Genomic DNA, 21609 nt, shown 5'->3' on the forward strand with positions numbered 1-21609 from the left:
CTCAGACGAGGGAGCCGTAGAGGCCGGGGCGCCGGTCGCGGAGGTAGGGGTTCTCCTCGCGGGAGGCCGCGAGGAAGGCCGGGTCGACGTCGCCGAGGACCAGGTCCTCGCCGCGCCCGGCGCGGGCCCGGGGGGTGCCGTCGGGGCCGGCCAGCGTGGAGAGGCCGACGAACTCGAATTCGCCCTCGGGGCCGGTCCGGTTGGCGTACGCGATGTAGAGCTGGTTCTCGAAGGCGCGGACCGGCACCACGGACAGGGGCACGACCTCGGCGGGGTGCATGAGCGCGGTCGGTACGAGGAGGAGGTCCGTACCGGCCAGCGCGTGCGCCCGCACGTTCTCGGGGAACTCGACGTCGTAGCAGATCATCATGCCGACGGTGAGCCCGTCGAGCTCCGCCTGGACGACGGCCCGGTCGCCGGGGGTGAACCACTGGAGCTCGAAGTCCCCGAAGAGGTGGGTCTTGCGGTACCGCGCGAGGGAGGCGCCGTCGGCGCCGATGAGCTGCGCGGAGTTGTACAGGACGCCGTGCCGCTCGGTGTCCCGCTCCGGGTAGCCGTAGCCGACGGCCAGGCCGTGGCGCACGGCGATCGCGGCGACCGCGCGGGCGGAGGGGCCGTCGGACGGCTCGGCCAGGCGCGCGATGTCGGCGCCGATGGCGTAGCCGGTGAGGAAGAGCTCGGGGGCGAGCAGCACGCTCGCGCCGGCGGCCGCGGCGCGGGCGGCGGCCTCGTCGAGGACCTTGAGGTTGGCGGCCACGTCACCGAGCTCGCCGGAGCTCTGGAGCAGGGCGGTGCGCAGCGCGGGCATCGGCGATCCTCGGGGGTCGAAAGTTGAGGGGGAAGACGTCAAAAACGGTACGGTTTCGCACTCTCCCGGGACAAGGCGGCAGCGTTGCGGACCGACCGTCGAACCGTTGCGCGATGGGCGGCCGGGGCGTCGATTCGTTGCGTACGGCTCCGACGGGGGTCGTACGGCTCCCCCGCCGCGCGGCGGAGACGAGGACCGTTCTGGGGCGCGACGCCCGGGCGGGTCCCGCGCGGAAGAGTGGTGCTCGTCCGGAAGACCTGCCGGACGACCTGCCGAAAGGGACCACGATGAACCGTCGTACGAAGACCCTCGCCGTCGCCGCCGCGATCCTGCTCACGCTGGGGGCCGGGGGTATCGCCGTCGCCTCGGGAGGGGACGGCGGGCACGGGCACGCCACGGTCCGGGAGGCCGCCGCGCTGACCGGGACGGCCAAGCTGTACCGCCCGGCCGGCGACGACATCACGTTCAGCTTCGACGCGCATCTGGCGGCGAAGGACACCATGGATCCCCAGGCGGCGACCGGCACCTTCCGGTTCAGCCACTACAAGGACGGGAAGGGCGGCTACGCGGTGGCGAAGGTCGACTGCCTCACCACGGGCGGCAAGGTGGCCGTGGTGACGGGCGTGGTGACCGAGACCGACGTGGACGCCTTCAGGAACAAGCGCGTCGGGATCTCGGTCCACGACGACGGGAAGCACGACCGGCTGGGGTACAGCTGGGTCGGGCGTGACACGAACCTGGAGGTCCCGCCGTGCCTGAGCTCCGCGCCCTTCGAGAAGGTGCAGGCCGGCAGCGGCGACTTCAAGGTGCTGCCCTGGCAGGTCGAGTACCCGACCGAGTGACCGGGGGAACGACCGAGGGGCGGCGCGGGAACCACGGCCCGCACCGCCCCTCCTCCCGCAGGACTACGCGGGCGAGCCCGAGGAGAAGCGCCGCAGGAGCGGCGAGAGCACCAGGACGGACTTGGTGCGCTCCACGAAGGGCTCGCCGGCGATGCGCTCCAGGACGCGCTCGAAGTGGCGCATGTCCGAGGCGAAGACCTGGACGACGGCGTCCGCGTCACCGGTGACGGTGGACGCGGACACCACCTCGGGGTACCGCTCCAGACCTCGCCGGATGTCGTCCGGCGAGGTGTTGTGGCGGCAGTAGATCTCGACGAAGCCCTCGGTCTCCCAGCCGAGCGCCGCCGGGTCCACCCGTACGGTGAATCCGGTGATGGCGCCCTCGGCCCGGAGCCGGTCCACGCGCCGCTTCACGGCGGGGGCGGAGAGTCCCACGAGCGAGCCGATGTCGGCGTAGCTGCGGCGGGCGTCTTCCGCGAGGGCGTGGACGATGCGTTCGTCGAGGTCGTTGAGTCGCACTACGGGTGGATCACTTCTGTTCGGATGCCAGTCGGGAGCGGCGAATGCCGTACAGGAAGTAGAACACGAGCCCGGCGGCCATCCAGCAACCGAAGACCGCCCAGGTGACGGCGTCGAGGTTGAACATGTTGTACGCGCAGAGGAGGAAGCCGAGGATCGGGAAGACCGGTCCGAGCGCCACCTTGAAGGTGCGCGGCATGTCGGGGCGCGTGTAGCGGAGCACGATGACCGCGATGTTGACCAGGCCGAAGGCGAAGAGCGTGCCGATGCTGGTGGCGTCGACGAGCTTGCCCAGCGGGATGACCGAGGCGAGCAGGCCGCAGAAGAGCGAGACGATGACCGTGTTGACGCGCGGGGTGCCGGTCTTGCCGCTGACCTTGCCGAAGGCCTTCGGGACGAGACCGTCGCGGGACATCGCGAACAGGATGCGGGTCTGGCCGTAGAGCACGGTGAGGACGACGCTGGCGATGGAGATGACGGCGCCGGCGGCGAGCATGGTGCCCCAGAAGGTCTGCCCGGTGACGTCGTTCATGATCGCCGCGAGCGTGGCCTCGGAGCCCTCGAAGGCCTTCCAGTCCCAGGCCCCGACCGCGACGGCGGCGACGAGGACGTACAGGACGGTGACGATGAGCAGCGAGAGCATGATCGCGCGGGGCAGGTCACGCTTGGGGTTCTTCGCCTCCTCGCCGGCCGTGGAGGCGGCGTCGAAACCGATGTAGGAGAAGAAGAGGCTGGCTCCGGCGGCGCCGACGCCGGTCATGCCGAGCGGCATGAAGTCCTTGTAGTTGCCGGACTTGAAGCCCATGAAGCCGATCGCGCAGAACAGCACGAGGGCGACGATCTTCACGACGACCATGATCGTGTTGACGACGGCCGACTCCTTGGCGCCGCCGAGCAGGAACACCATCGCGAGCAGCACGACGATCAGACCGGGCAGGTTGATGACGCCGCCCTCGCCCGGGGCCGAGGAGAGCACGTCGGGGATGGTGACGCCGATCGTCCCGTCGAGCAGTTCGTTGAGGTACTCGCCCCAGCCGACCGCCACGGCGGCGACGGACACGCCGTACTCCAGGACCAGGCACCAGCCGCAGACCCAGGCGACGAGTTCACCCATCGTTGCGTACGCGTACGAGTAGGAGGACCCGGCGACCGGTATGGAGCCGGCCAGCTCGGCGTACGAGAGGGCCGAGAACAGCGCCGTGACACCGGCGATGACGAAGGCGATCGTGACGGCGGGGCCGGCCTTCGGGACGGCGTCGCCGAGGACGACGAAGATGCCGGTGCCGAGCGTGGCACCGATGCTGATCATGGTCAGCTGCCACATCGAGAGCGTGCGGCGGAGGCTGCCGCCCTCACCCTTGCCACCCTCTTCGACCAGGCGTTCCACCGGCTTGCGTCGCACCAGTGCGCCGAGAGCGGAGGTCTTCGGGGTGGTCGTGTCGACGACCGGCGGGGCTGCGCCTTGATCCAGCACTGCGGAGGCTCCTTATCGCTGCCTGTGGGGTACGGAGGCGACCGCGGCGGTACGAGGGCATGACAAGACAAACCCACGGGGGGACGGAACCGCCGAGCAGGCGGTCGCCGCCACTCCTGGTACGGGGCACGAGCCTAAGGGGAACTGGTTCGCAGTCGTAATGCAGGGTTGTTGCGCAGTGCCGGATGATCATTGCGCGCTTCGGGCACAGACGGGCAAACATTGCGCGCCCCCGCATGAATCGACACATCGGGGTGTGAACCGGCACGCGCACGCGTATGGACTCCTCGTGCGGAATGACCGACGCTGCGAGCCCCTGACGACCGCTCCCGACGCCACGATCGGAGGCCCCGTGCACTGGCTCGACCCGGCACCGTTCCTGCGCGGCACGGCCTGGCTGGACGAGGGCCGGCCCGTACGCGCCGACCCCGACGACCTCGAACGGCTGCCGTGGGACATCGCCGAGCGGGCGGCGCTGCCCATCGGGGTACGGATCGAGTTCACGGCCACGCCCGGTACGCGCGCGGTGGAGCTGCGCTACCGGGCGGCCGTCCCGGCGCCGGACGACCCGCTGCGGGCGCTGCGGCACTGCTTCGCGGTCTGGCAGGGCACGCGGCTCGTCGGCGAGACGTGCGCCGTCCCGGCGCCGGAGGCCGTCGTGAGGCTCCCCCTGCCCTCGCACGGCGGCGCCTTCACCGTCCACCTCCCGGAGGGCCAGGCGCCCGTGCCGCTCGGCCTGCGGGCCCTCGGGGGCACCCTCTCCCCCGCCCCGGCGCGGCCCCGCTGGCTCGTCCACGGCGACTCGATCACCGAGGGCTGGTGGGCGACCCGCCCGGCCCACTCCTGGCCGGCCACGGCGGGGCGGCTCCTGGGCCTTGACACGGTGAATCTGGGGTACGCGGGCGGGGCGAGGGGCGAGCTGCCGCTGGCGGAGCACCTGGCCCGGTTGCCGGGCGATCTGATCACCCTGGCCTTCGGCACGAACTGCTGGTCCCGGGTGCCGGCCACGGCGGACTGGCTCTACGCGACGGTCCGCGCCTTCGTGGGCCTGGTCCGCCGGGGCCATCCGGACGCGCCGCTCCTGATCGTCTCGCCGGTCCTGCGCCCGGAGGCGGAGCACACGCGCAACGCCCTGGGGGCGACCCTGACGGAACTGCGCCGGGCGATGGAACGCGCGGCCCGGGACCTCTCCGCGGAGGGCGACCGCCACCTCCTGCTCCTCCCGGGGCGCCCACTCCTGGGCCCGGAACACCTGGCGGACGGGCTGCACCCGAACGACGGGGGGCATGCGCGGCTGGCGCACGCGGTGACGCAGGCGCTACGGGACGCACTGAAGCCCCGGTGACCGGGCCCACCGCCGTGTGCTCACCCGTCCCGCAGGGCGGGACGGGTGGGCACACGGGACGGCGCCCTCTCGCGACGCCTCCGCGTTCCGAGCCTGGACCCGCACCCCGAGCGGCGGCGCACACGTGGTGCGGGTCCATGCGCGGGAGCCTCTGGCGCCGGCAAGGGGCGCCGTTCCGTTGTGCCCACCCGTTCCGCCCCTTGCGGAACGCCTGCCCACAACGGGGGCGGGGCCCCCGGGAAGGTGTTCCCGGGGGCCCCGCACCAAGCGCAGGTACTAGCTCCAGCTCGCGTGCAGCGGCTTGCCCTCCGCGTAGCCCGCCGCCGACTGAAGACCGACGACCGCCTTCTCCTCGAACTCGGCGAGCGAGGCCGCACCGGCGTAGGTGCAGGAGGACCGCACACCGGCGATGATCGAGTCGATCAGGTCCTCGACGCCCGGACGCTGCGGGTCGAGGAACATCCGCGACGTGGAGATGCCCTCCTCGAACAGCGCCTTGCGGGCGCGGTCGTACGCGGACTCGTCCGAGGTCCGGTTGCGGACGGCGCGGGCCGAGGCCATGCCGAAGGACTCCTTGTACGCACGCCCCTTGGCGTCGTGCTGGAGGTCGCCCGGGGACTCGTACGTGCCGGCGAACCAGGAGCCGATCATCACGTTGGACGCACCGGCGGCGAGCGCCATGGCGACGTCGCGCGGGTGACGGACACCGCCGTCGGCCCAGACGTGCTTGCCGTACTTCTTCGCCTCGGCGGCGCACTCCAGGACGGCCGAGAACTGCGGCCGGCCGACGCCGGTCATCATGCGGGTGGTGCACATGGCGCCGGGGCCCACACCGACCTTGATGATGTCGGCGCCCGCCTCGATGAGGTCCTTGACGCCCTCGGCGGCGACGATGTTGCCCGCGACGATCGGGACCTGCGGGTCGAGCGCCCGCACGGTCCGGATGGCGGAGATCATCGACTCCTGGTGGCCGTGCGCGGTGTCGATGACGAGCGTGTCGACGCCCGCGTCGAGCAGCTGCTTGGCCTTGCCGGCGACGTCGCCGTTGATGCCGACGGCGGCGGCGATGCGGAGCCGTCCCTGGGCGTCGACGGCCGGGGAGTACAGGGTCGCGCGCAGGGCGCCCTTGCGGGTGAGGATGCCGACGAGCTTGCCGTCCGCGTCCACGGCCGGGGCGTAGCGGCGGTTGTGGGCGTCGAGGGTGTTGAAGGCCTCGCGCGGGTCGATGTCGGCGTCCAGGAGCAGCAGGTCCCTGGACATGACCTCGGACAGCTGCGTGAAGCGGTCGACGCCGGAGAGGTCGGCGTCGGTGACGACGCCCACCGGGCGGCGGTTCTCGTCGACGACGACACCGGCGTCGTGGGCGCGCTTCGGCAGCAGCGACAGCGCGTCGGCGACGGTCTGGTGCGGCTCCAGGACGATCGGGGTGTCGAGGACGTGGTGGCGGCTCTTCACCCACGAGATGACGTCGGTGACGACCTCGATCGGGATGTCCTGCGGGATGACGACCAGGCCGCCGCGGCGGGCGACCGTCTCGGCCATCCGGCGGCCGGCGATGGCGGTCATGTTGGCGACGACGAGCGGGATGGTCGTCCCGGTCCCGTCGGGCGAGGAGAGGTCCACGGCCTGGCGGGAACCCACGGCCGAGCGGCTCGGCACCATGAACACATCGTCGTACGTCAGGTCGTAGGGCGGCTTGACGTCATTGAGGAAACGCACGTGCTGACATCCCAGTCGTTCGGATCGGCCCCTAGGCATTTCAGCCAGGGGAAAAAGCACGTAGTTCATTGTCCCACGCCGGTACGAATACCAGCCCCGGGCTAATCATCCGAGGCTTGCGGCAGGTGCTCTGTGGGATCCTCCGAAGGCTCGCCCAGAAGGAGGAGGACGGAGAGGCGCGTGGGGCGTTCTTCGACGGCCGTGGCGAAGACCTCCTGGGCGGTGTCCCACTCCCGCGGGCGCGTCCTGGCGTAGGCCTGCCAGCCGGTGACGACGAGGGTGACCGGCTCGGGCAGGTCGGTGAGGGAGTCGGCGAGGGCGTCCCAGTTGCGGCCGAACCAGTCGGGCAGGGAGAGCACCTCGGCGCACCGGTCCATGAGGGCGGCCTTGTCCGTGACTCCGCCCAGGTCGAGGACGACGGGGTCGTCAAGCCTCATCCGTGACCACCTCCCGGAAGGTCTCGTAGTGGTCGTCGGTGTAGTAGGTCTCGCCGTTCCGCCCGGTGACGATCCGGCGGGCTCCCCGGTCGCGTTCGCCGGGGGTCCTCACGGTGTACTCGTGGTAGTAGCCGCGCTCCTTGCGGGGCAGGATCCGCTCGAAGTTCGAGAAGACCGTGCCGTCCTTGGCGTACGGGAAGGGCCCGCCGCGCGCGATGAGGGCGAGGGTCTTCCGCGCCTCGGGAGGCAGGTCCGCCGCCCGTACGGTGGGCAGCCCGGAGGTCCCGGTCGGTGCGGCGGTCGCGGTGGTACGGGTGGGCGCCGGGGCGGCCGTACCGGTCCCGCCGCCGCCCGCCGAGGAGCACCCGGCCAGGAGGACGGCGAGGACGAGCGCGAGGAGAACGCGCAGGGGCCGGAGCAACATGTCCCGAACATACCGTTACGGGACGGCTCCGACCCCCGAGGACCGTGCGCGTTCAGCTGCCGTCGGGGTCCTTCCGGTCGAGCGCCGGGTGCGTGCCCGGGCTGGACTCGGTGAGGAGGTAGTCCGCCGCGGCGCGGTCGGTGACCAGGCTGGTGACGAGACCGGAGCGGAGGACCGCGCCGATCGCCGCCGCCTTGCGCTGGCCGCCGGCGATCGCCACGACCTCGGGGATGCGGCGCAGCCGGTCCGCCTCGACGGTGATGCAGCGCTCGCCCAGGTCGCGGCCGACCCGGCGTCCTTCGGCGTCGAAGAGGTGCGCGGACATCTCGGCGGCGACGCCGAGCGAGGCGTAGTGGGCGCGCTCGTCGTCGGAGAGCATGTCGTGGACGGTCGAGATGCCCGGCTCCCAGGAGCCGATGGAGACGCAGGCGACGGTGACCTTGTCGAAGTACTCGAAGGCCCGCGCGATGCCGGTCTGGCTGCGCAGCGCGGCGGCGGTCGCCGGGTCGGGCAGCAGCATGGGCGCGTAGATGGGGTGGGCCTCGCCGCCGGAGACCTGGGCGGCGCGGCGCACGGCCTCGACGGAGCCGCGCTCGGCGGTCCCGGCGTCGTACACGCCGGTGAGCTGGACGACCGTGCAGGGCGGCAGCCGGTCGAGGGCGGCCGCCATGTGGATGGTGGAGCGGCCCCAGGCCAGGCCGAGGACATCGCCCTCGGTGACGAGCTCGCCGAGCAGGTCGGCCGCGACCTCGCCGAGGTTCTCCGGGTCGGGCGACTCGTCGTCGCCCTCCGCCGGGGACTCGACGACGACGGCGTGGCGGAGCCCGTAGCGGGCGCGGAGCGCATCGGAGCGCTCGGCGTCCAGCTCGGCAGGTACGCGGATCTCGATCCGTACGAGGTCGCGCTCCAGGGCGGTCTCCAGGACCCGGGCCACCTTGAAGCGGCTCACGCCGAACTCCTCGGCGATCTGGATCTTGGACTTGCCCTCGAGGTAGAAGCGGCGGGCCATGGCCGCCGCCTGCACCAGCTCCGCGGGGCCCATCCGCAGGGCTGACCGTCCCGCCGACATACCGGCCACCGCGATCTCCTCACTGCTGTTCACATACCGCTGTTCACGTACGGCTGTCGTTCACACTCTGGCTCGCCGTTCATCCTGTCAGAAACGACGAGCCCTGATCAGTCCTGTCGGCGGCCCGACGGACCGCGTTCATCCGCCGGAGGCTCAGTGGCCACACGCCCACGCGGCGGAGGCGGTCGCGGCCTCCGCGCGGGCCCGGAGCGAGGCGACGGCCGCGGCCGGATCGGCCGCTCCGTACACCGCGGAACCGGCGACGAAGACGTCCGCGCCGGCTTCGGCGCACCGCTCGATCGTGGACTCGGCGACCCCGCCGTCGACCTGGAGCCAGAGCTCGAGTCCGTGCTTGGAGATCAGCTCACGGGTGCGGCGGATCTTGGGCAGCATGATGTCGAGGAAGGCCTGGCCTCCGAAGCCTGGCTCGACGGTCATGATGAGCAGCATGTCGAGCTCGGGGAGCAGGTCCTCGAAGGGCTCGATGGGTGTGGCCGGCTTGAGCGCCATGGAGGCCCTGGCGCCCTTGGCCCGGATCTCGCGCGCGAGCCGGACCGGCGCGGCGGCCGCCTCGACGTGGAAGGTCACCGAACCGGCGCCCGCCTCCACGTACTGCGGGGCCCAGCGGTCCGGGTCCTCGATCATGAGATGGCAGTCGAGCGGGGTGTCGGTGGCACGGGCCAGCGACTCCACGATCGGCACGCCCAGCGTCAGGTTGGGCACGAAGTGGTTGTCCATCACGTCGACGTGCAGCCAGTCGGCACCGCCGACGGCCTTCGCCTCATCGGCGAGCCGGGCGAAGTCCGCGGACAGGATGCTGGGGTTGATCTGCGCCATGTGCCAAGCCTCCCACGTTCTTGGGTACTTCTTTGCCGCTCAGCGGTTTCGCATACGGTCCAGACCAATTTCGGTACGAAGCGACGAGTCCAGGACCTGGACGGACCGGGCGATTACGGTCAGATGATCGAGGGGTCGGGCCCCGTCGGTCAGGCGGTCCGGCGCAGCAGCGCCAGATACATGGCGTCCGTACCGTGCAGATGCGGCCACAGCTGGACGTCGGGACCGTCGCCGATCGCCGGGACGCCGGGCAGCAGCGGACGGGCGTCGATCAGCTCGGCGCCGCCCACCTTCTTGAGGACGTCGTCGACGACCACGCGGGTCTCGGCGAGGTGCGGCGAGCAGGTCGCGTACCCCACCACTCCCCCGACGCGCACGGCGCTCAGCGCCTCGGTGAGCAGGGCGCGCTGGAGCGGGGCGAAGCCGTCCAGGTCCTCGGGGCGCCGGCGCCAGCGGGCCTCGGGGCGGCGGCGCAGGGCGCCGAGGCCCGAGCAGGGCACGTCCACGAGGACCCGGTCGAAGGAGCCGGGGCGCCACGGCGGGCGGGTGCCGTCGGCGGCGATCACCTGGTACGGGCCGGGGTTGCCGGCCAGGGCGCGCTCGACCAGGCGGGCGCGGTGCGGCTGCTTCTCGGAGGCGAGCAGGAAGGCGCCGCGCTCGGCCGCGAGGGCGCCGAGCAGGGCGGCCTTGCCCCCGGGGCCGGCGCAGCCGTCGAGCCAGCGGGAGTCGCTGCCCTCCAGGGGCGCGTTCGCGAGGGCGATCGCGACGAGCTGGCTGCCCTCGTCCTGGACGCCGGCCCGGCCCTCCTTGACGGCCTCGATGGCTCCGGGCTCGCCGCCCTCGGCCATCCGCAGGGCGTAGGGCGACCAGCGGCCCGGCAGGGTCTCGGTGGCGGCGGCGAGCTCCTCTGTGGTGGAGCGGCCGGGGCGGGCGACGAGGGTGACCTCGGGGCGCTCGTTGTCCGCCTCCAGGAGGTCCTCGATGCCGGCGCGGCCGCCGCCGAGGGAGTCCCAGAGCGCCGAGACGACCCAGCGGGGGTGGGAGTGGACGACGGCGAGGTGGTCCTCGGCGTCCTGGTCGTACGGCGGGGCGACCTGCTCGACCCAGGCGTCGAGGTCCTGCTGCGAGATCTTCCGCAGCACGGCGTTCACGAACTTGGCGCGCCCGTCGCCGAGCACCACGCGGGCCAGCTCGACGCTGGCGGAGACGGCGGCGTGGGTGGGGATCCGGGTCCCGAGGAGCTGGTGGGCGCCGAGTGACAGCACGTCGAGGACGGGCGGGTCGACCTCGCGCAGCGGCCGGTCGATGCAGGCCGCGATGATCGCGTCGTACGTGCCCTGTCGGCGCAGCGTCCCGTACACGAGCTCGGTCGCGAGCGCCGCGTCCCGCCCGTCGAACTTCTCGGGCCCCTCCTTCTCCCGCGCCTTCTTCAGCAGCGGCGGCAGCACCAGGTTCGCGTAGGCGTCCCGCTCGTCCACCGCCCTCAGCGCCTCGAACGCCAGCATGCGGACGGGGTCCTTCTGGGGCCTCCGGTAGGGCTTGTGGGGACGGCGACGTGCCTGCTCGCTCAAAGGTGCTCCGCGTGACGAAATGAAGAGGGTCGAACCCTCTCAGCCTACGTCCGCCCGCCTCCCCCGCGGAAAACAGGCCTCCCGCACGGTCCACGCCTCGCCTGCGATCGGGCGGACGGCCGGCTCGCTCCCGCCGCCGTCCGCCTCGAAGGCGACGCGCACGGGCGGCCACCACGCACCGGCGGCTACGCCCCCAGTCGTTCGCCCGGGGCGATGCGGACGCCGCGGGCCCAGTCGGCGGCCTTCATCGGCTTCTTGCCCTGGGGCTGGACCCAGAGGAGTTCGACGGCGTACGAGCCGGTGCCCGCGTACACGTTGTTCTTGCCGGCCGCGAGCTCGCCCGGGGCGAGGTCGGTGCGGTCCGGGAGCGGGGTGACCTGGATCAGCTTGAGGCGTTCGCCGCGAAAGACCGTCCAGGCGCCCGGGGCCGGGGTGCAGCCGCGGACCACCCGGTCGACCCGGAGCGCGGGGGCGGCGAAGTCGACCTGGGCGTCCTCGACCTGGATCTTCGGGGCGAGCGTGATGCCCTCGATCGGCTGCGGGACGGCCTTGAGCGTGCCGTCCTCGATGCCGTCCATGGTCGCGGCGAGCAGTCCGGCGCCCGCGAAGGCGAGCCGGGTGAGCAGGTCGCCGCTGGTGTCGGTGGGGCGGATGTCCTCGGTGACGACGCCGTAGACCGGGCCGGCGTCGAGGCCCTCCTCGATGAGGAAGGTCGACGCGCCCGTCACCTGGTCGCCGGCCATCAGGGAGTGCTGCACGGGCGCCGCGCCGCGCCAGGCGGGCAGCAGCGAGAAGTGCAGGTTGACCCAGCCGCGGGCGGGGATGTCGAGGGCGACCTTGGGCAGCAGCGCGCCGTAGGCGACGACCGGGCAGCAGTCCGGGGCGATCTCCCGCAGGCGGGCGAGGAACTCCTCGTCGCGGGGCCTGTTCGGCTTCAGGACCTCGATCCCGGCCTCCTCCGCCCGCTGGGCCACCGGACTGGCGACGAGCCGCCGGCCGCGCCCCGCGGGGGCGTCCGGCCGGGTGACCACGGCGGCCACCTCGTGCCGCCCGGAGGCGAGCAGGGCGTCCAGGGCGGGAACGGCGACCTCGGGGGTGCCTGCGAAGACGAGCTTCATGGGTGGCGACTGCCTGTCTCTCCGGGGGCGTTGCGGGCAGCGCACCAGTCTAGGCGGCCGGGAAGGAACGGGCGCACGGAGGACGTGGGCCCCCCGCCAGGGGGGCTCACGGCAGGAAGAGCGCCCCGCGCATATGCGTGTACGCCCCCGCAGCGTGACCCCAGCCCCGGTGACGCGTTGGTCAAGAGAGATTGACCGAATCGGGCCGCTGTTCCCCCATGCGGCCCGCCCCCTTAAACGCCGGTTCGAGAGGCTTTCACATGGCCGACCACGCAACCCACGACGCCCAAGCCCGGGCAAGTCTGCATCTGTTGGTGCGGGACATCGAGCGGGTCCGGCGGCAGGTGGACGCACTGCGCACGCTCACGGCCCAGCTGGGCAATGTCTACCGCCCTCGCCGCTCCGGCCCGTCGACGGGCTTCGTCGTCTACGGGCGCGCGCCCGCCCCGACCGTACGTCTCGCCCAGGAGCTGCGGGACAGTGTCGAGACCCTGGTGACCGCGGCGGTCGACTTCGACCGCTCGCTCGGGTTCTCCTGGGACGCGGTGGGTTCCGCGCTCGGGGTCACCAAGCAGGCCGTCCACCGCCGCTACGGCGCCCGCCGCGCGCCCCAGCAGGGCGTGGCCGTGGAGCAGGAGCACGCGGTGGAGCCGGGTGTCACCCGGACGCTCCCCGCGGTCCCCGCCGCCCGTTCGATGCCGCCGCAGCCCACTTCGGGCAGCGCCGCCCTCCGCGAGGACCCGCGCCCGCCGGCCTTCCCCGGCCCGCGCAACGGCTGACCCCGGAGCTCCTGACGGCCGCCCGCCCCGCAAGGGGTGGGCGGCCGTTGCCGTGTCAGCCGATGTCCGGCGGGTCCACCCGGATCCGCACCGGATCCCCGCCGCCGCGCGCGAGCCGCCCCGCGCGGGCCTGCTTGAGGGAGGCCGCGAGGGCCGCGCCGCTGCCGGGCGGGACCCGGACCAGGGCCCGCTCCCACTGCTCGCCCGGCGGCGGGTCGCCCGGTCTGCGGGGGCCGCCGGGGCGGACGACGGGCAGCGGCACGGGTCCGAGGACCTCGGCGTCGGCGGGGAGCCCGGCCGCCGCGAGGAAGCCCTCGACGGCCTCCGGCGGCCCGGTGACGGCGGCCATCCGGGAGACCGGCGGGAAGCCCAGCTCGGCCCGCTCGGCCAGCTCCCGCCGGGCGTGCCCGACGGGGTCCCAGCGGACGAGCGCCTGGACGGGCCGCAGGGTCGGTTCGGCGACCACGACGACGGTGCCGCCCTCGGCCTGGCCGCGGACCAGCGAGGCCGCGTCGATCCAGCGCCGCAGCGCCTCCTCGCCCGCGCGCAGGTCGGGCCGGCCGAGCATGGCCCAGCCGTCGAGGAGCAGCGCGGCCGCGTAGCCGCCCTCGGCGACGGGTTCGGCGCCGGGGGTGGAGACGACGAGCGCCGGGCGGCCGGGCACGCTGTCCAGGACGTGATCGCGTCCGGAGGTCCGTACCGGAACGGCGGGAAACGCCCGGCCGAGCTCCTCCGCGGTCCGCCGGGCGCCGACCACCTGGGCCCGCAGCCGGGTCGAGCCGCACTCCACGCAGTGCCAGTCGGGGGCGCCGCGCCCGCACCAGCCGCACCGCAGCTCCTGCTGCTCGGGGGCCTCCAGGGGTCCGGCGCAGTGCCGGCAGCGGGCGGGCGTGCGGCAGCGCTCGCAGGCCAGCCTCGGCACGTATCCGCGGCGGGGGACCTGCACGAGCACGGGCCCGGTCTTCAGGCCCTCCCGGACGGTCTGCCAGGCGAGCGAGGGCAGCCGGGCTGCGCGCGCGGCCTCGTCGCGGGCGAGCTCGCCGTCGCCGACGGTACGGATCAGGGGCGCGGCCCGGCGGACCTGCTCGCGTCCGGCGTCCAGCGCCTGGGCCCAGCCGGACTCGACGAGCTGGGCGGCCTCGACGGTGCAGCTGGTGGAGCCGAGGAGGAAGGCGCACCGGTCGTGGGCGGCGCGCAGCAGCAGCACGTCGCGCGCGTGGGGCTGGGGGGCGTGCGGTTCGCTGTGGCTGCCGTCGCCGTCGTCCCAGATGAGGACGAGGCCGAGATCGCGTACGGGGGCGAACATCGCGGCCCGGGTGCCGACGACGGCCCGCACGGCGCCGCGCCGCACGGCGAGCCACTGCGCGTACCGCTTCTCGGGGCCGGCCTCGGCGGTGAGCAGCGCGTGCCGGCCCTCCCCCAGGATCTCGGTCAGGGCCGCGTCGACCCGGCCGGCCGCCCGCCCGTCGGGGACGACGACGAGCGCGCCACGCCCGGAGGCGAGGGTCGCGGCCACGGCGCGGGCGATCTCCTGCGCCCAGTACGGCCCGGGCAGCGCGTTCCACACGGCCCGGGGCGCCCCGCCGCGCGCGAGGGAGTCCAGGAACGCCGGCCCCCGCTCGTACCGCGTCCAGCTGCCCGGCTCCGGCGGCCGGGGCGGCGGCAGCGGCTCGGGCGAGGGCTTGCGCTCGGCGGTCGCGTTGCGCGGCGGGACGGCCAGCTGGAGGACGTCGGCGAGGCTGCCCGCGTACCGGTCGGCGACGGCCCGGGCGAGCCCGAGCAGCTCGGGACCGAGGACCGGCTCGGGCGAGACGACGTCGGCGAGCGCGGCGAGCGGCCCCGAGTAGTCCGACTCGGCGCGCCGCTCCACCAGGAAGCCGTCGATGAGCCGACCGCCCTCGCGCCGCCCGCCCCGCACCTGGTGGGCGCCCGCCCCGAACCGCACCCGCACCCGCACCCCGGGCCGGGCGACCTCGTCCAGCTCCTCGGGGACCGCGTAGTCGAAGAACTGGTCCAGGTGGAGCGCCCCCTTGTTCACGACGACCCGCGCGACCGGCAGCTCCTTGGCCAGCGCGGCCCCCCGCCAGGTCCGCGGCTTGGCCCGCGGCACCTTCGCCTTCCGGACGGTCTCCCGGATGAGCGCGAGCTGCTCGGGCTCGTCGGACTTCTCGTTCTCGCTGCTCACAGCCCCATACCTACCAGACGCCACCGACAGCCGGACATGACCGAAGCCCGGCACCCCCTCGGGGGTACCGGGCTTCTTCGCCTGAGGCCTGGATTACAGGCCGGCGGCCTTCTTCAGGGCGTCCACGCGGTCCGTGCGCTCCCAGGTGAAGTCCGGCAGCTCACGGCCGAAGTGGCCGTAGGCGGCGGTCTGGGAGTAGATCGGGCGGAGCAGGTCGAGGTCGCGGATGATCGCGGCCGGGCGGAGGTCGAAGACCTCGGCGATGGCGTGCTCGATCTTGTCCGTCTCGACGGTGTTGGTGCCGAAGGTCTCGACGAAGAGACCGACGGGCTCGGCCTTGCCGATCGCGTAGGCGACCTGGACCTCGCAGCGCGAGGCGAGGCCCGCGGCGACGACGTTCTTGGCGACCCAGCGCATGGCGTAGGCGGCCGAGCGGTCGACCTTGGACGGGTCCTTGCCGGAGAAGGCGCCGCCACCGTGGCGGGCCATGCCGCCGTAGGTGTCGATGATGATCTTGCGGCCGGTGAGGCCGGCGTCGCCCATCGGGCCGCCGATCTCGAAGCGGCCGGTCGGGTTCACGAGCAGGCGGTAGCCGTCGGTGTCGAGCTTGATGCCGTCCTCGACGAGCTGCTTGAGGACGTGCTCGACGACGAACTCGCGGATGTCGGGCGCGAGCAGCGACTCGAGGTCGATGTCCGAGGCGTGCTGCGAGGAGACGACGACCGTGTCGAGGCGGACGGCCTTGTCGCCGTCGTACTCGATGGTGACCTGGGTCTTGCCGTCGGGACGCAGGTACGGGATGGTCCCGTTCTTGCGGACCTCGGTGAGGCGGCGGGAGAGCCGGTGCGCGAGGTAGATCGGGAGCGGCATCAGCTCGGGGGTCTCGTCCGACGCGTAGCCGAACATCAGGCCCTGGTCGCCGGCGCCCTGCTTGTCCAGCTCGTCCTCGTCGCCCTCGACACGCTTCTCGTAGGCGGTGTCGACACCCTGGGCGATGTCCGGGGACTGGGATCCGATGGACACCGACACGCCGCAGGAGGCGCCGTCGAAGCCCTTCTTCGAGGAGTCGTAACCGATCTCGAGGATCTTGTTCCGGACGAGGGTCGGGATGTCCGCCCACGCCTTGGTGGTCACCTCACCGGCGACGTGCACCAGGCCGGTGGTGATCAGCGTCTCGACGGCGACGCGCGAGGTGGGGTCCTCGCGCAGCAGAGCGTCGAGAATGGTGTCGCTGATCTGGTCAGCGATCTTGTCGGGGTGGCCCTCGGTGACGGACTCCGAGGTGAACAGACGACGGGACACAACGCTCCCTGGGGTTGCAGCGGCTGCTGGCTACTCGTGACGCGGACCGGCAGGGGGCTGCGCCCCGCGACGTTCCACGAACAGTCTATCGGTCGTGGTCGTGCAATGGACCAGGTGTCTCGCCTGGCGAATACCAGTGAGCGGGTGGAACCGGTCTCCGGCAAGGCAGACGTGCCCACCCGGGTGGGGCGCAAATCACTCCTGGGGCGGCGTTTCGCGCCTCCGGGCGTGTCTTTCGCGCCGACCTCACCACCCGCCGCGGCGGCGGGCGGATACGTCAGGTCGTGGGGCGCAGCCGCGGCAGGGCCAGGTCCCAGACCGTCTCGGCGAGCGCTTCCTTCGGCCCGTACGGCACGGGGGTCTCGGCACCGTCCGAGGCGAGGACGACGGCCTCGTTCTGCTCGGAGCCGAACGTCTTGCGCTCCCCCACCTCGTTGACGACGAGCAGGTCGCAGCCCTTCCGGCGGAGCTTCGCGCGCCCGTTGGCGAGGACGTCGTCGGTCTCGGCGGCGAATCCGACGACCACCTGGCCGGGGAGGGCGCGGTCGGCGGCCAGCTCGGCGAGGATGTCGGGGTTGCGGACGAGTTCGATCGTGGGCGCGCCGCCGTCGTCCGTCTTCTTGATCTTGCCCGGGGCGTAGACGGCCGGGCGGAAGTCGGCGACGGCGGCGGCCATCACGACCGCGTCGGCGTCGGCGGCGGCCTTGAGGACGGCCTCGCGGAGCTGGACGGCGGTGCCGACGTGGACGACGTCGACGCCGGCCGGGTCGGCGATTCCGGTGTTCGCCTCGACGAGGGTGACCCGGGCGCCGCGGGCCGCGGCGGCCTTCGCGAGGGCGTAGCCCTGCTTCCCGGAGGAGCGGTTGCCGAGGTAGCGGACGGGGTCGAGGGGTTCGCGGGTGCCGCCGGCGCTGACGACGACGTGGCGTCCCGCGAGGTCGGGGGTGGTCACGCCGCGCGCCAGGATCCTCTTGCAGATCTCGAAGATCTCCCCCGGGTCCGGGAGCCGGCCCTTGCCGGTGTCGACGCCGGTGAGGCGGCCGACGGCGGGCTCGATGACGACGGCGCCGCGGCGGCGCAGGGTGGCCACGTTCTCCTGGGTCGCCGGGTGCTCCCACATCTCGGTGTGCATGGCGGGGGCGAAGACGACCGGACAGCGCGCGGTGAGCAGCGTGTTGGTGAGCAGGTCGTCGGCGAGGCCGTGGGCGGCCTTGGCGAGCATGTCGGCGGTGGCGGGGGCGACGACGACGAGGTCGGCGGCCTGGCCGATCCGCACGTGCGGGACCTCGTGGACGGACTCCCACACCTCGGTGGAGACCGGGTTGCCGGAGAGCGCGGACCAGGTGGCGGCGCCGACGAAGTGGAGGGCGGAGTCGGTGGGCACGACGCGCACGTCGTGGCCCGACTCGGTCAGCCGGCGCAGCAGCTCGCACGCCTTGTAGGCGGCGATGCCGCCGCTCACGCCCAGGACGACCTTCGGCTTGGCCACCACGCTCACTGTTGCTCCCCGCACTCGGATGCGTACGACTCCATGAGACACCACAGGCCCGGCGGATGTTCCGCCGGGCCTGTGGTGACAAGCGTTACAACGTGGGTTGCTCTACTGAGCGGGGTCCGCGATCTTCTCCGAGGTCAGCAGGCCCGCGTTGATCTCGCGCAGCGCGATCGAGAGCGGCTTCTCGTGGACGTGGGTGTCGACCAGCGGACCCACGTACTCCAGCAGGCCCTCGCCGAGCTGGGAGTAGTACGCGTTGATCTGACGCGCGCGCTTGGCCGCGTAGATCACGAGGCTGTACTTCGAGTCCGTGGCCTCGAGCAGCTCGTCGATCGGCGGGTTGATGATGCCCTCGGGCGCGGTGATGGAAGAGGACACGCTCTACCTTCCGAAGATGGAAAAAAGATCAGACAACGTGCATCAACGTTAGCAGCTCGCGTGCGACGTCCTCGACGGAGGTGTTGACGAGGGTGGTGTCGAACTCCGATTCGGCGGCCAGTTCGACCTTCGCGGCCTCGAGACGGCGCTCGATGACCTCCGGCGACTCGGTGCCGCGGCCGGTGAGCCGGCGGACCAGCTCCTCCCAGCTCGGAGGGGCGAGGAAGACCAGCTGGGACTCCGCCATGGAGTCCTTCACCTGACGGGCGCCCTGGAGGTCGATCTCCAGGAGTACGGGCTCGCCGGAGTCGAGACGCTCCAGGACGGCGCCGCGCGGGGTGCCGTAGCGGTTGCCCGCGAACTCGGCCCACTCGAGGAGCTCACCGTTGGCGATCAGCTTGTCGAACTCGTCGTCCGAGACGAAGAAGTAGTGGACGCCGTGCTTCTCGCCGGGGCGGGGCTTCCGTGTCGTCGCCGACACCGAGAGCCAGACCTCGGAGTGGACCTTGCGCATATGAGCGACGACCGTGCTCTTGCCGACCCCTGAGGGGCCGGAGAGCACGGTCAGCCGCGGACGTACCTCTGCTGCCATGCAGCGATTATTCCAGCTTTACCGGCGTGCCCGGGACGCGTGTCCCGGATCCGAAGCCGGACCGGTCACCCGGTCAGGCGCCGGTGCTGCCGAACTCGCGCTCCAGGGAGGCGATCTGGTTGGAGCCGAGACCACGGACGCGGCGGCTCTCGGAGATGCCGAGGCGCTCCATGATCTGCTTGGCGCGGACCTTGCCGACGCCCGGCAGGGACTCGAGCAGCGCGGAGACCTTCATCTTGCCGATGACGTCGTTCTCCTGGCCGGTCTTGATGACCTCGTGGAGGGAGGCGCCGGAGTGCTTGAGTCGATTCTTGACCTCGGCCCGCTCCCGGCGAGCCGCGGCGGCCTTTTCGAGCGCGGCTGCGCGCTGTTCAGGGGTAAGGGGCGGAAGAGCCACGCCTACGTCACCTCGGATGTCGATCTGTCGGATACGGACCGGTGAGGAACCTAGTCGCCCCACACCAGTGGAGCAACGATCAACGGTGTGGTCGTTGAACGCCTGCTCTGCTCCGGAGACTAGCGGCCGATGCCGCTCCAGTCAGCGAGAACGACGGAAAAGTCCTGGTCAGCATCGACCGACCAGGACTTTTCCGGCATAACGACCCGGTTTTGAGCCAAGATTTCGTCAAGTAGTGAGACGGCTCACCGCCGGGCGCCCCGTCCGCTCCGACCTGCGGATTGTCCGGGAGACCGGTCAGCCGGCGACGGCCGCGCGGATCTCGTCCGCGTAGCGGTGCGCCGAGTCCCGCAGGGCGGTCACGTCCGGTCCGTTCCTGAGGACCCCGCGGCTGACGTTCGGGACGACGTTGCGGACCGCCGCGCCGAAGACGGCCGGGAGGTCGGCGGGGGTCGCGCCCTGGGCGCCGATGCCGGGGGCGAGGAGCGGCCCGTTGATGTCCAGGTCGAAGGAGGACAGGTCGCCGAGGGTGGCGCCGACGACCGCGCCGAAGGAGCCCATCGGGGTCTCCCCCGCGTTCTCCTCGGCGAGGTGGGCGAGCATGGTCGCGCCGATCGTCCGGCCGTCCTCGCGGACGGCTCGCTGGACCTCCGCGCCCTCCGGGTTGGAGGTGAGGGCCAGCACGAAGAGTCCGGCGCCGGACTCCCGGGCCAGGTCGACGGCCGGCTTCAGGGCGCCGTAGCCGAGGTACGGGGAGACCGTCAGGGCGTCGGAGAAGAGCGGGGAGTCCTTGCGCAGGAAGGTCTCGGCGTAGGCGGCCATCGTGGAGCCGATGTCGCCGCGCTTGGCGTCCATGACGACCAGGCCGCCGGCGGCCCGCAGATCGGCGGTGGCGCGCTCCAGGACGGCGATGCCGCGCGAGCCGAAGCGCTCGAAGAAGGCGGACTGCGGCTTGAAGACGGCCACGGTCTCGGCGAGGGCCTCGACGACGGTGAAGGTGAAGCGCTCGAGTCCGGCGATGTCGTCGCTCAGGCCCCAGGAGTCGAGCAGGGCGGCGTGCGGGTCGATGCCGACGCAGAGCGGACCGCGCTCGTCCATGGCGGTACGCAGGCGGGTGCCGAAGGAGAGAGTCACTTGGTGGTGGCCTTTCGGTTGTCGGCGCCGACGGCCTCGGCGAGGGTGGCGTACGGGGAGGCCGCGAGGCGCGCGGCGAGGCCCTTGTGGATCGCGCGGGCGTAGAACGGGCCCTCGTAGATGAAGGCGCTGTAGCCCTGGACGAGGGTGGCGCCGGCGAGGATGCGCTGCCAGGCGTCCTCGGCGTTCTCGATGCCGCCGACGCCGACCAGGACGAGACGGTCGCCCACGCGCGCGTGGAGGCGGCGCAGGACGGCCAGGGAGCGCTCCTTGACGGGCGCGCCGGACAGTCCGCCGGTCTCCTTGATCAGCGCCGGGTCGGACTTCAGGCCGAGGCCCTCGCGCGCGATGGTGGTGTTGGTGGCGATGATGCCGTCGAGGCCGAGCTCCAGGGCGAGGTCGGCGACCGCGTCGACGTCCTCGTCGGCCAGGTCGGGGGCGATCTTGACCAGGAGCGGGACGCGCCGGTCGGTGACCGTGCGGTCGGCGGCCTCGCGGACGGCCGTGAGGAGCGGGCGCAGGGACTCGGTGGCCTGGAGGTTGCGGAGGCCGGGGGTGTTCGGCGAGGACACGTTGACGACGAGGTAGTCGGCGTGCGCGGCGAGGCGCTCGGTGGACTTCACGTAGTCGGCGGCGGCCTCGGCCTCGGGGACGACCTTGGTCTTGCCGATGTTGACGCCGACGACGGTCCTGAAGACCGCCTTGCGGGCGCCCAGGCGCTCGGCGACCGCGGCGGAGCCCTCGTTGTTGAAGCCCATGCGGTTGATCAGGGCGCGGTCCGGGACGAGCCGGAAGAGGCGCTTCTTGGGGTTGCCGGGCTGGGCCTCGCCGGTGACGGTGCCGATCTCGACGTGGTCGAAGCCGAGCATCGACATGCCGTCGATGGCGACGGCGTTCTTGTCGAAGCCGGCGGCGAGCCCGAAGGGGCCGTGCATCCGCAGGCCGAGGGCCTCGGTGCGCAGCTCCTTGTAGCGGGGCGCGAGGACGGCGGCGACGAAGGTGCGGAGCACGGGGATGCGGGCGGCGAGGCGGATCCACCGGAAGGCCATGTAGTGGGCCTGCTCGGGGTCCATCCGCTTGAAGACCAGGTTGAAGAAGAACTTGTACATGTGTCTGTCGTCCAGGTGTGCTCATGACGAGGGGGACACCGCAGTCCTGCCGGTGTCCCCCTCCTCGTACGGGCT

General features: G+C 72.6%; 21 protein-coding genes. 3 read left to right on the forward strand and 18 right to left on the reverse strand.

Features of this window, described 5'->3' with window-relative positions:
• Nucleotide 1 precedes the first annotated feature (1 nt).
• Nucleotides 2-808, reverse strand: a complete 807-nt coding sequence (locus AB5J54_RS07610) for a carbon-nitrogen hydrolase family protein (RefSeq protein ID WP_369143131.1) — start codon at nt 806-808, stop codon at nt 2-4.
• Nucleotides 809-1095: 287 nt separating this feature from the next.
• Between AB5J54_RS07610 and AB5J54_RS07615 the strand changes: the two genes are divergently transcribed.
• Nucleotides 1096-1650: a Repetin gene (locus tag AB5J54_RS07615; RefSeq protein WP_369143132.1), complete on the forward strand. Its 555-nt coding sequence runs from the start codon at nt 1096-1098 to the stop codon at nt 1648-1650.
• A gap of 63 nt (nt 1651-1713) precedes the next feature.
• On the opposite strand, the gene AB5J54_RS07620 is transcribed toward AB5J54_RS07615, so the two are convergent.
• Both AB5J54_RS07620 and AB5J54_RS07625 read right to left on the reverse strand, forming a co-directional pair.
• Nucleotides 1714-2169, reverse strand: coding sequence for an Lrp/AsnC family transcriptional regulator (locus AB5J54_RS07620; protein WP_015032260.1), 456 nt, complete (start codon nt 2167-2169; stop codon nt 1714-1716).
• A 10-nt stretch (nt 2170-2179) separates the two neighbouring features.
• Complete coding sequence (locus AB5J54_RS07625) at nt 2180-3643, reverse strand: amino acid permease (RefSeq protein ID WP_369143133.1); 1464 nt, start codon at nt 3641-3643, stop codon at nt 2180-2182.
• Between the two features lie 352 nt (nt 3644-3995).
• Between AB5J54_RS07625 and AB5J54_RS07630 the strand changes: the two genes are divergently transcribed.
• Nucleotides 3996-4988 (forward strand): GDSL-type esterase/lipase family protein, encoded by a 993-nt coding sequence (locus tag AB5J54_RS07630; RefSeq protein ID WP_369149253.1) that lies wholly within the window; start codon nt 3996-3998, stop codon nt 4986-4988.
• A 276-nt stretch (nt 4989-5264) separates the two neighbouring features.
• Here the strand turns inward: AB5J54_RS07630 and AB5J54_RS07635 are convergent, their stop codons facing one another.
• From AB5J54_RS07635 to fmt, 7 genes are all read right to left on the reverse strand, one after another.
• Nucleotides 5265-6707, reverse strand: coding sequence for a GuaB1 family IMP dehydrogenase-related protein (locus tag AB5J54_RS07635; protein WP_369143134.1), 1443 nt, complete (start codon nt 6705-6707; stop codon nt 5265-5267).
• A gap of 101 nt (nt 6708-6808) precedes the next feature.
• Nucleotides 6809-7144 (reverse strand): barstar family protein, encoded by a 336-nt coding sequence (locus tag AB5J54_RS07640; RefSeq protein WP_369143135.1) that lies wholly within the window; start codon nt 7142-7144, stop codon nt 6809-6811.
• Nucleotides 7134-7568: a ribonuclease domain-containing protein gene (locus tag AB5J54_RS07645; RefSeq protein ID WP_369143136.1), complete on the reverse strand. Its 435-nt coding sequence runs from the start codon at nt 7566-7568 to the stop codon at nt 7134-7136. The genes AB5J54_RS07640 and AB5J54_RS07645 overlap by 11 nt, the downstream gene beginning before the upstream one ends.
• 52 nt (nt 7569-7620) lie before the next feature.
• Nucleotides 7621-8670, reverse strand: a complete 1050-nt coding sequence (locus AB5J54_RS07650) for a sugar-binding transcriptional regulator (protein ID WP_369143137.1) — start codon at nt 8668-8670, stop codon at nt 7621-7623.
• Nucleotides 8671-8790: 120 nt separating this feature from the next.
• On the reverse strand, nt 8791-9474 hold the full coding sequence (gene rpe, locus AB5J54_RS07655; RefSeq protein ID WP_086830314.1) for a ribulose-phosphate 3-epimerase: 684 nt from the start codon (nt 9472-9474) through the stop codon (nt 8791-8793).
• Nucleotides 9475-9623: 149 nt separating this feature from the next.
• Nucleotides 9624-11045 (reverse strand): RsmB/NOP family class I SAM-dependent RNA methyltransferase, encoded by a 1422-nt coding sequence (locus AB5J54_RS07660; protein ID WP_369143138.1) that lies wholly within the window; start codon nt 11043-11045, stop codon nt 9624-9626.
• A 185-nt stretch (nt 11046-11230) separates the two neighbouring features.
• The gene (gene fmt / locus AB5J54_RS07665; RefSeq protein WP_369143139.1) at nt 11231-12163 is read right to left on the reverse strand and encodes a methionyl-tRNA formyltransferase; all 933 of its coding nucleotides are present in this window, start codon (nt 12161-12163) and stop codon (nt 11231-11233) included.
• 260 nt (nt 12164-12423) lie between these two features.
• Between fmt and AB5J54_RS07670 the strand changes: the two genes are divergently transcribed.
• Nucleotides 12424-12942, forward strand: coding sequence for a hypothetical protein (locus AB5J54_RS07670; protein WP_369143140.1), 519 nt, complete (start codon nt 12424-12426; stop codon nt 12940-12942).
• Between the two features lie 55 nt (nt 12943-12997).
• Here the strand turns inward: AB5J54_RS07670 and AB5J54_RS07675 are convergent, their stop codons facing one another.
• The 8 genes from AB5J54_RS07675 to AB5J54_RS07710 form a co-directional block, all read right to left on the reverse strand.
• Nucleotides 12998-15127, reverse strand: coding sequence for a primosomal protein N' (locus tag AB5J54_RS07675; RefSeq protein WP_369143141.1), 2130 nt, complete (start codon nt 15125-15127; stop codon nt 12998-13000).
• A 93-nt stretch (nt 15128-15220) separates the two neighbouring features.
• On the reverse strand, nt 15221-16429 hold the full coding sequence (gene metK, locus AB5J54_RS07680) for a methionine adenosyltransferase (protein WP_369143142.1): 1209 nt from the start codon (nt 16427-16429) through the stop codon (nt 15221-15223).
• Between the two features lie 277 nt (nt 16430-16706).
• Complete coding sequence (gene coaBC, locus AB5J54_RS07685) at nt 16707-17918, reverse strand: bifunctional phosphopantothenoylcysteine decarboxylase/phosphopantothenate--cysteine ligase CoaBC (RefSeq protein ID WP_369143143.1); 1212 nt, start codon at nt 17916-17918, stop codon at nt 16707-16709.
• A gap of 111 nt (nt 17919-18029) precedes the next feature.
• A complete protein-coding gene (gene rpoZ / locus AB5J54_RS07690; RefSeq protein WP_046907460.1) occupies nt 18030-18302 on the reverse strand; it encodes a DNA-directed RNA polymerase subunit omega in 273 nt (90 codons plus the stop codon).
• Between the two features lie 28 nt (nt 18303-18330).
• Nucleotides 18331-18894: a guanylate kinase gene (gene gmk, locus AB5J54_RS07695; protein WP_369143144.1), complete on the reverse strand. Its 564-nt coding sequence runs from the start codon at nt 18892-18894 to the stop codon at nt 18331-18333.
• Between the two features lie 73 nt (nt 18895-18967).
• Nucleotides 18968-19291, reverse strand: a complete 324-nt coding sequence (locus AB5J54_RS07700; RefSeq protein ID WP_030204477.1) for an integration host factor — start codon at nt 19289-19291, stop codon at nt 18968-18970.
• A gap of 297 nt (nt 19292-19588) precedes the next feature.
• Nucleotides 19589-20425: an orotidine-5'-phosphate decarboxylase gene (gene pyrF / locus AB5J54_RS07705; RefSeq protein WP_369143145.1), complete on the reverse strand. Its 837-nt coding sequence runs from the start codon at nt 20423-20425 to the stop codon at nt 19589-19591.
• Nucleotides 20422-21534 (reverse strand): quinone-dependent dihydroorotate dehydrogenase, encoded by a 1113-nt coding sequence (locus AB5J54_RS07710; RefSeq protein WP_369143146.1) that lies wholly within the window; start codon nt 21532-21534, stop codon nt 20422-20424. The genes pyrF and AB5J54_RS07710 overlap by 4 nt, the downstream gene beginning before the upstream one ends.
• Nucleotides 21535-21609: the final 75 nt, after the last annotated feature.

This window comes from Streptomyces sp. R44 (assembly GCF_041053105.1).
Classification (GTDB): Bacteria; Actinomycetota; Actinomycetes; order Streptomycetales; family Streptomycetaceae; genus Streptomyces.

Coding starts and splice junctions, on each gene's coding strand:
- AB5J54_RS07710 (WP_369143146.1), bottom strand. CDS start 21,534: ATGTACAAGTTCTTCTTCAACCTGGTCTTCAAGCGGATGGACCCCGAG.
- AB5J54_RS07640 (WP_369143135.1), bottom strand. CDS start 7,144: ATGAGGCTTGACGACCCCGTCGTCCTCGACCTGGGCGGAGTCACGGAC.
- AB5J54_RS07610 (WP_369143131.1), bottom strand. CDS start 808: ATGCCCGCGCTGCGCACCGCCCTGCTCCAGAGCTCCGGCGAGCTCGGT.
- AB5J54_RS07645 (WP_369143136.1), bottom strand. CDS start 7,568: ATGTTGCTCCGGCCCCTGCGCGTTCTCCTCGCGCTCGTCCTCGCCGTC.
- AB5J54_RS07615 (WP_369143132.1), top strand. CDS start 1,096: ATGAACCGTCGTACGAAGACCCTCGCCGTCGCCGCCGCGATCCTGCTC.
- gmk (WP_369143144.1), bottom strand. CDS start 18,894: ATGGCAGCAGAGGTACGTCCGCGGCTGACCGTGCTCTCCGGCCCCTCA.
- AB5J54_RS07670 (WP_369143140.1), top strand. CDS start 12,424: ATGGCCGACCACGCAACCCACGACGCCCAAGCCCGGGCAAGTCTGCAT.
- rpe (WP_086830314.1), bottom strand. CDS start 9,474: ATGGCGCAGATCAACCCCAGCATCCTGTCCGCGGACTTCGCCCGGCTC.
- fmt (WP_369143139.1), bottom strand. CDS start 12,163: ATGAAGCTCGTCTTCGCAGGCACCCCCGAGGTCGCCGTTCCCGCCCTG.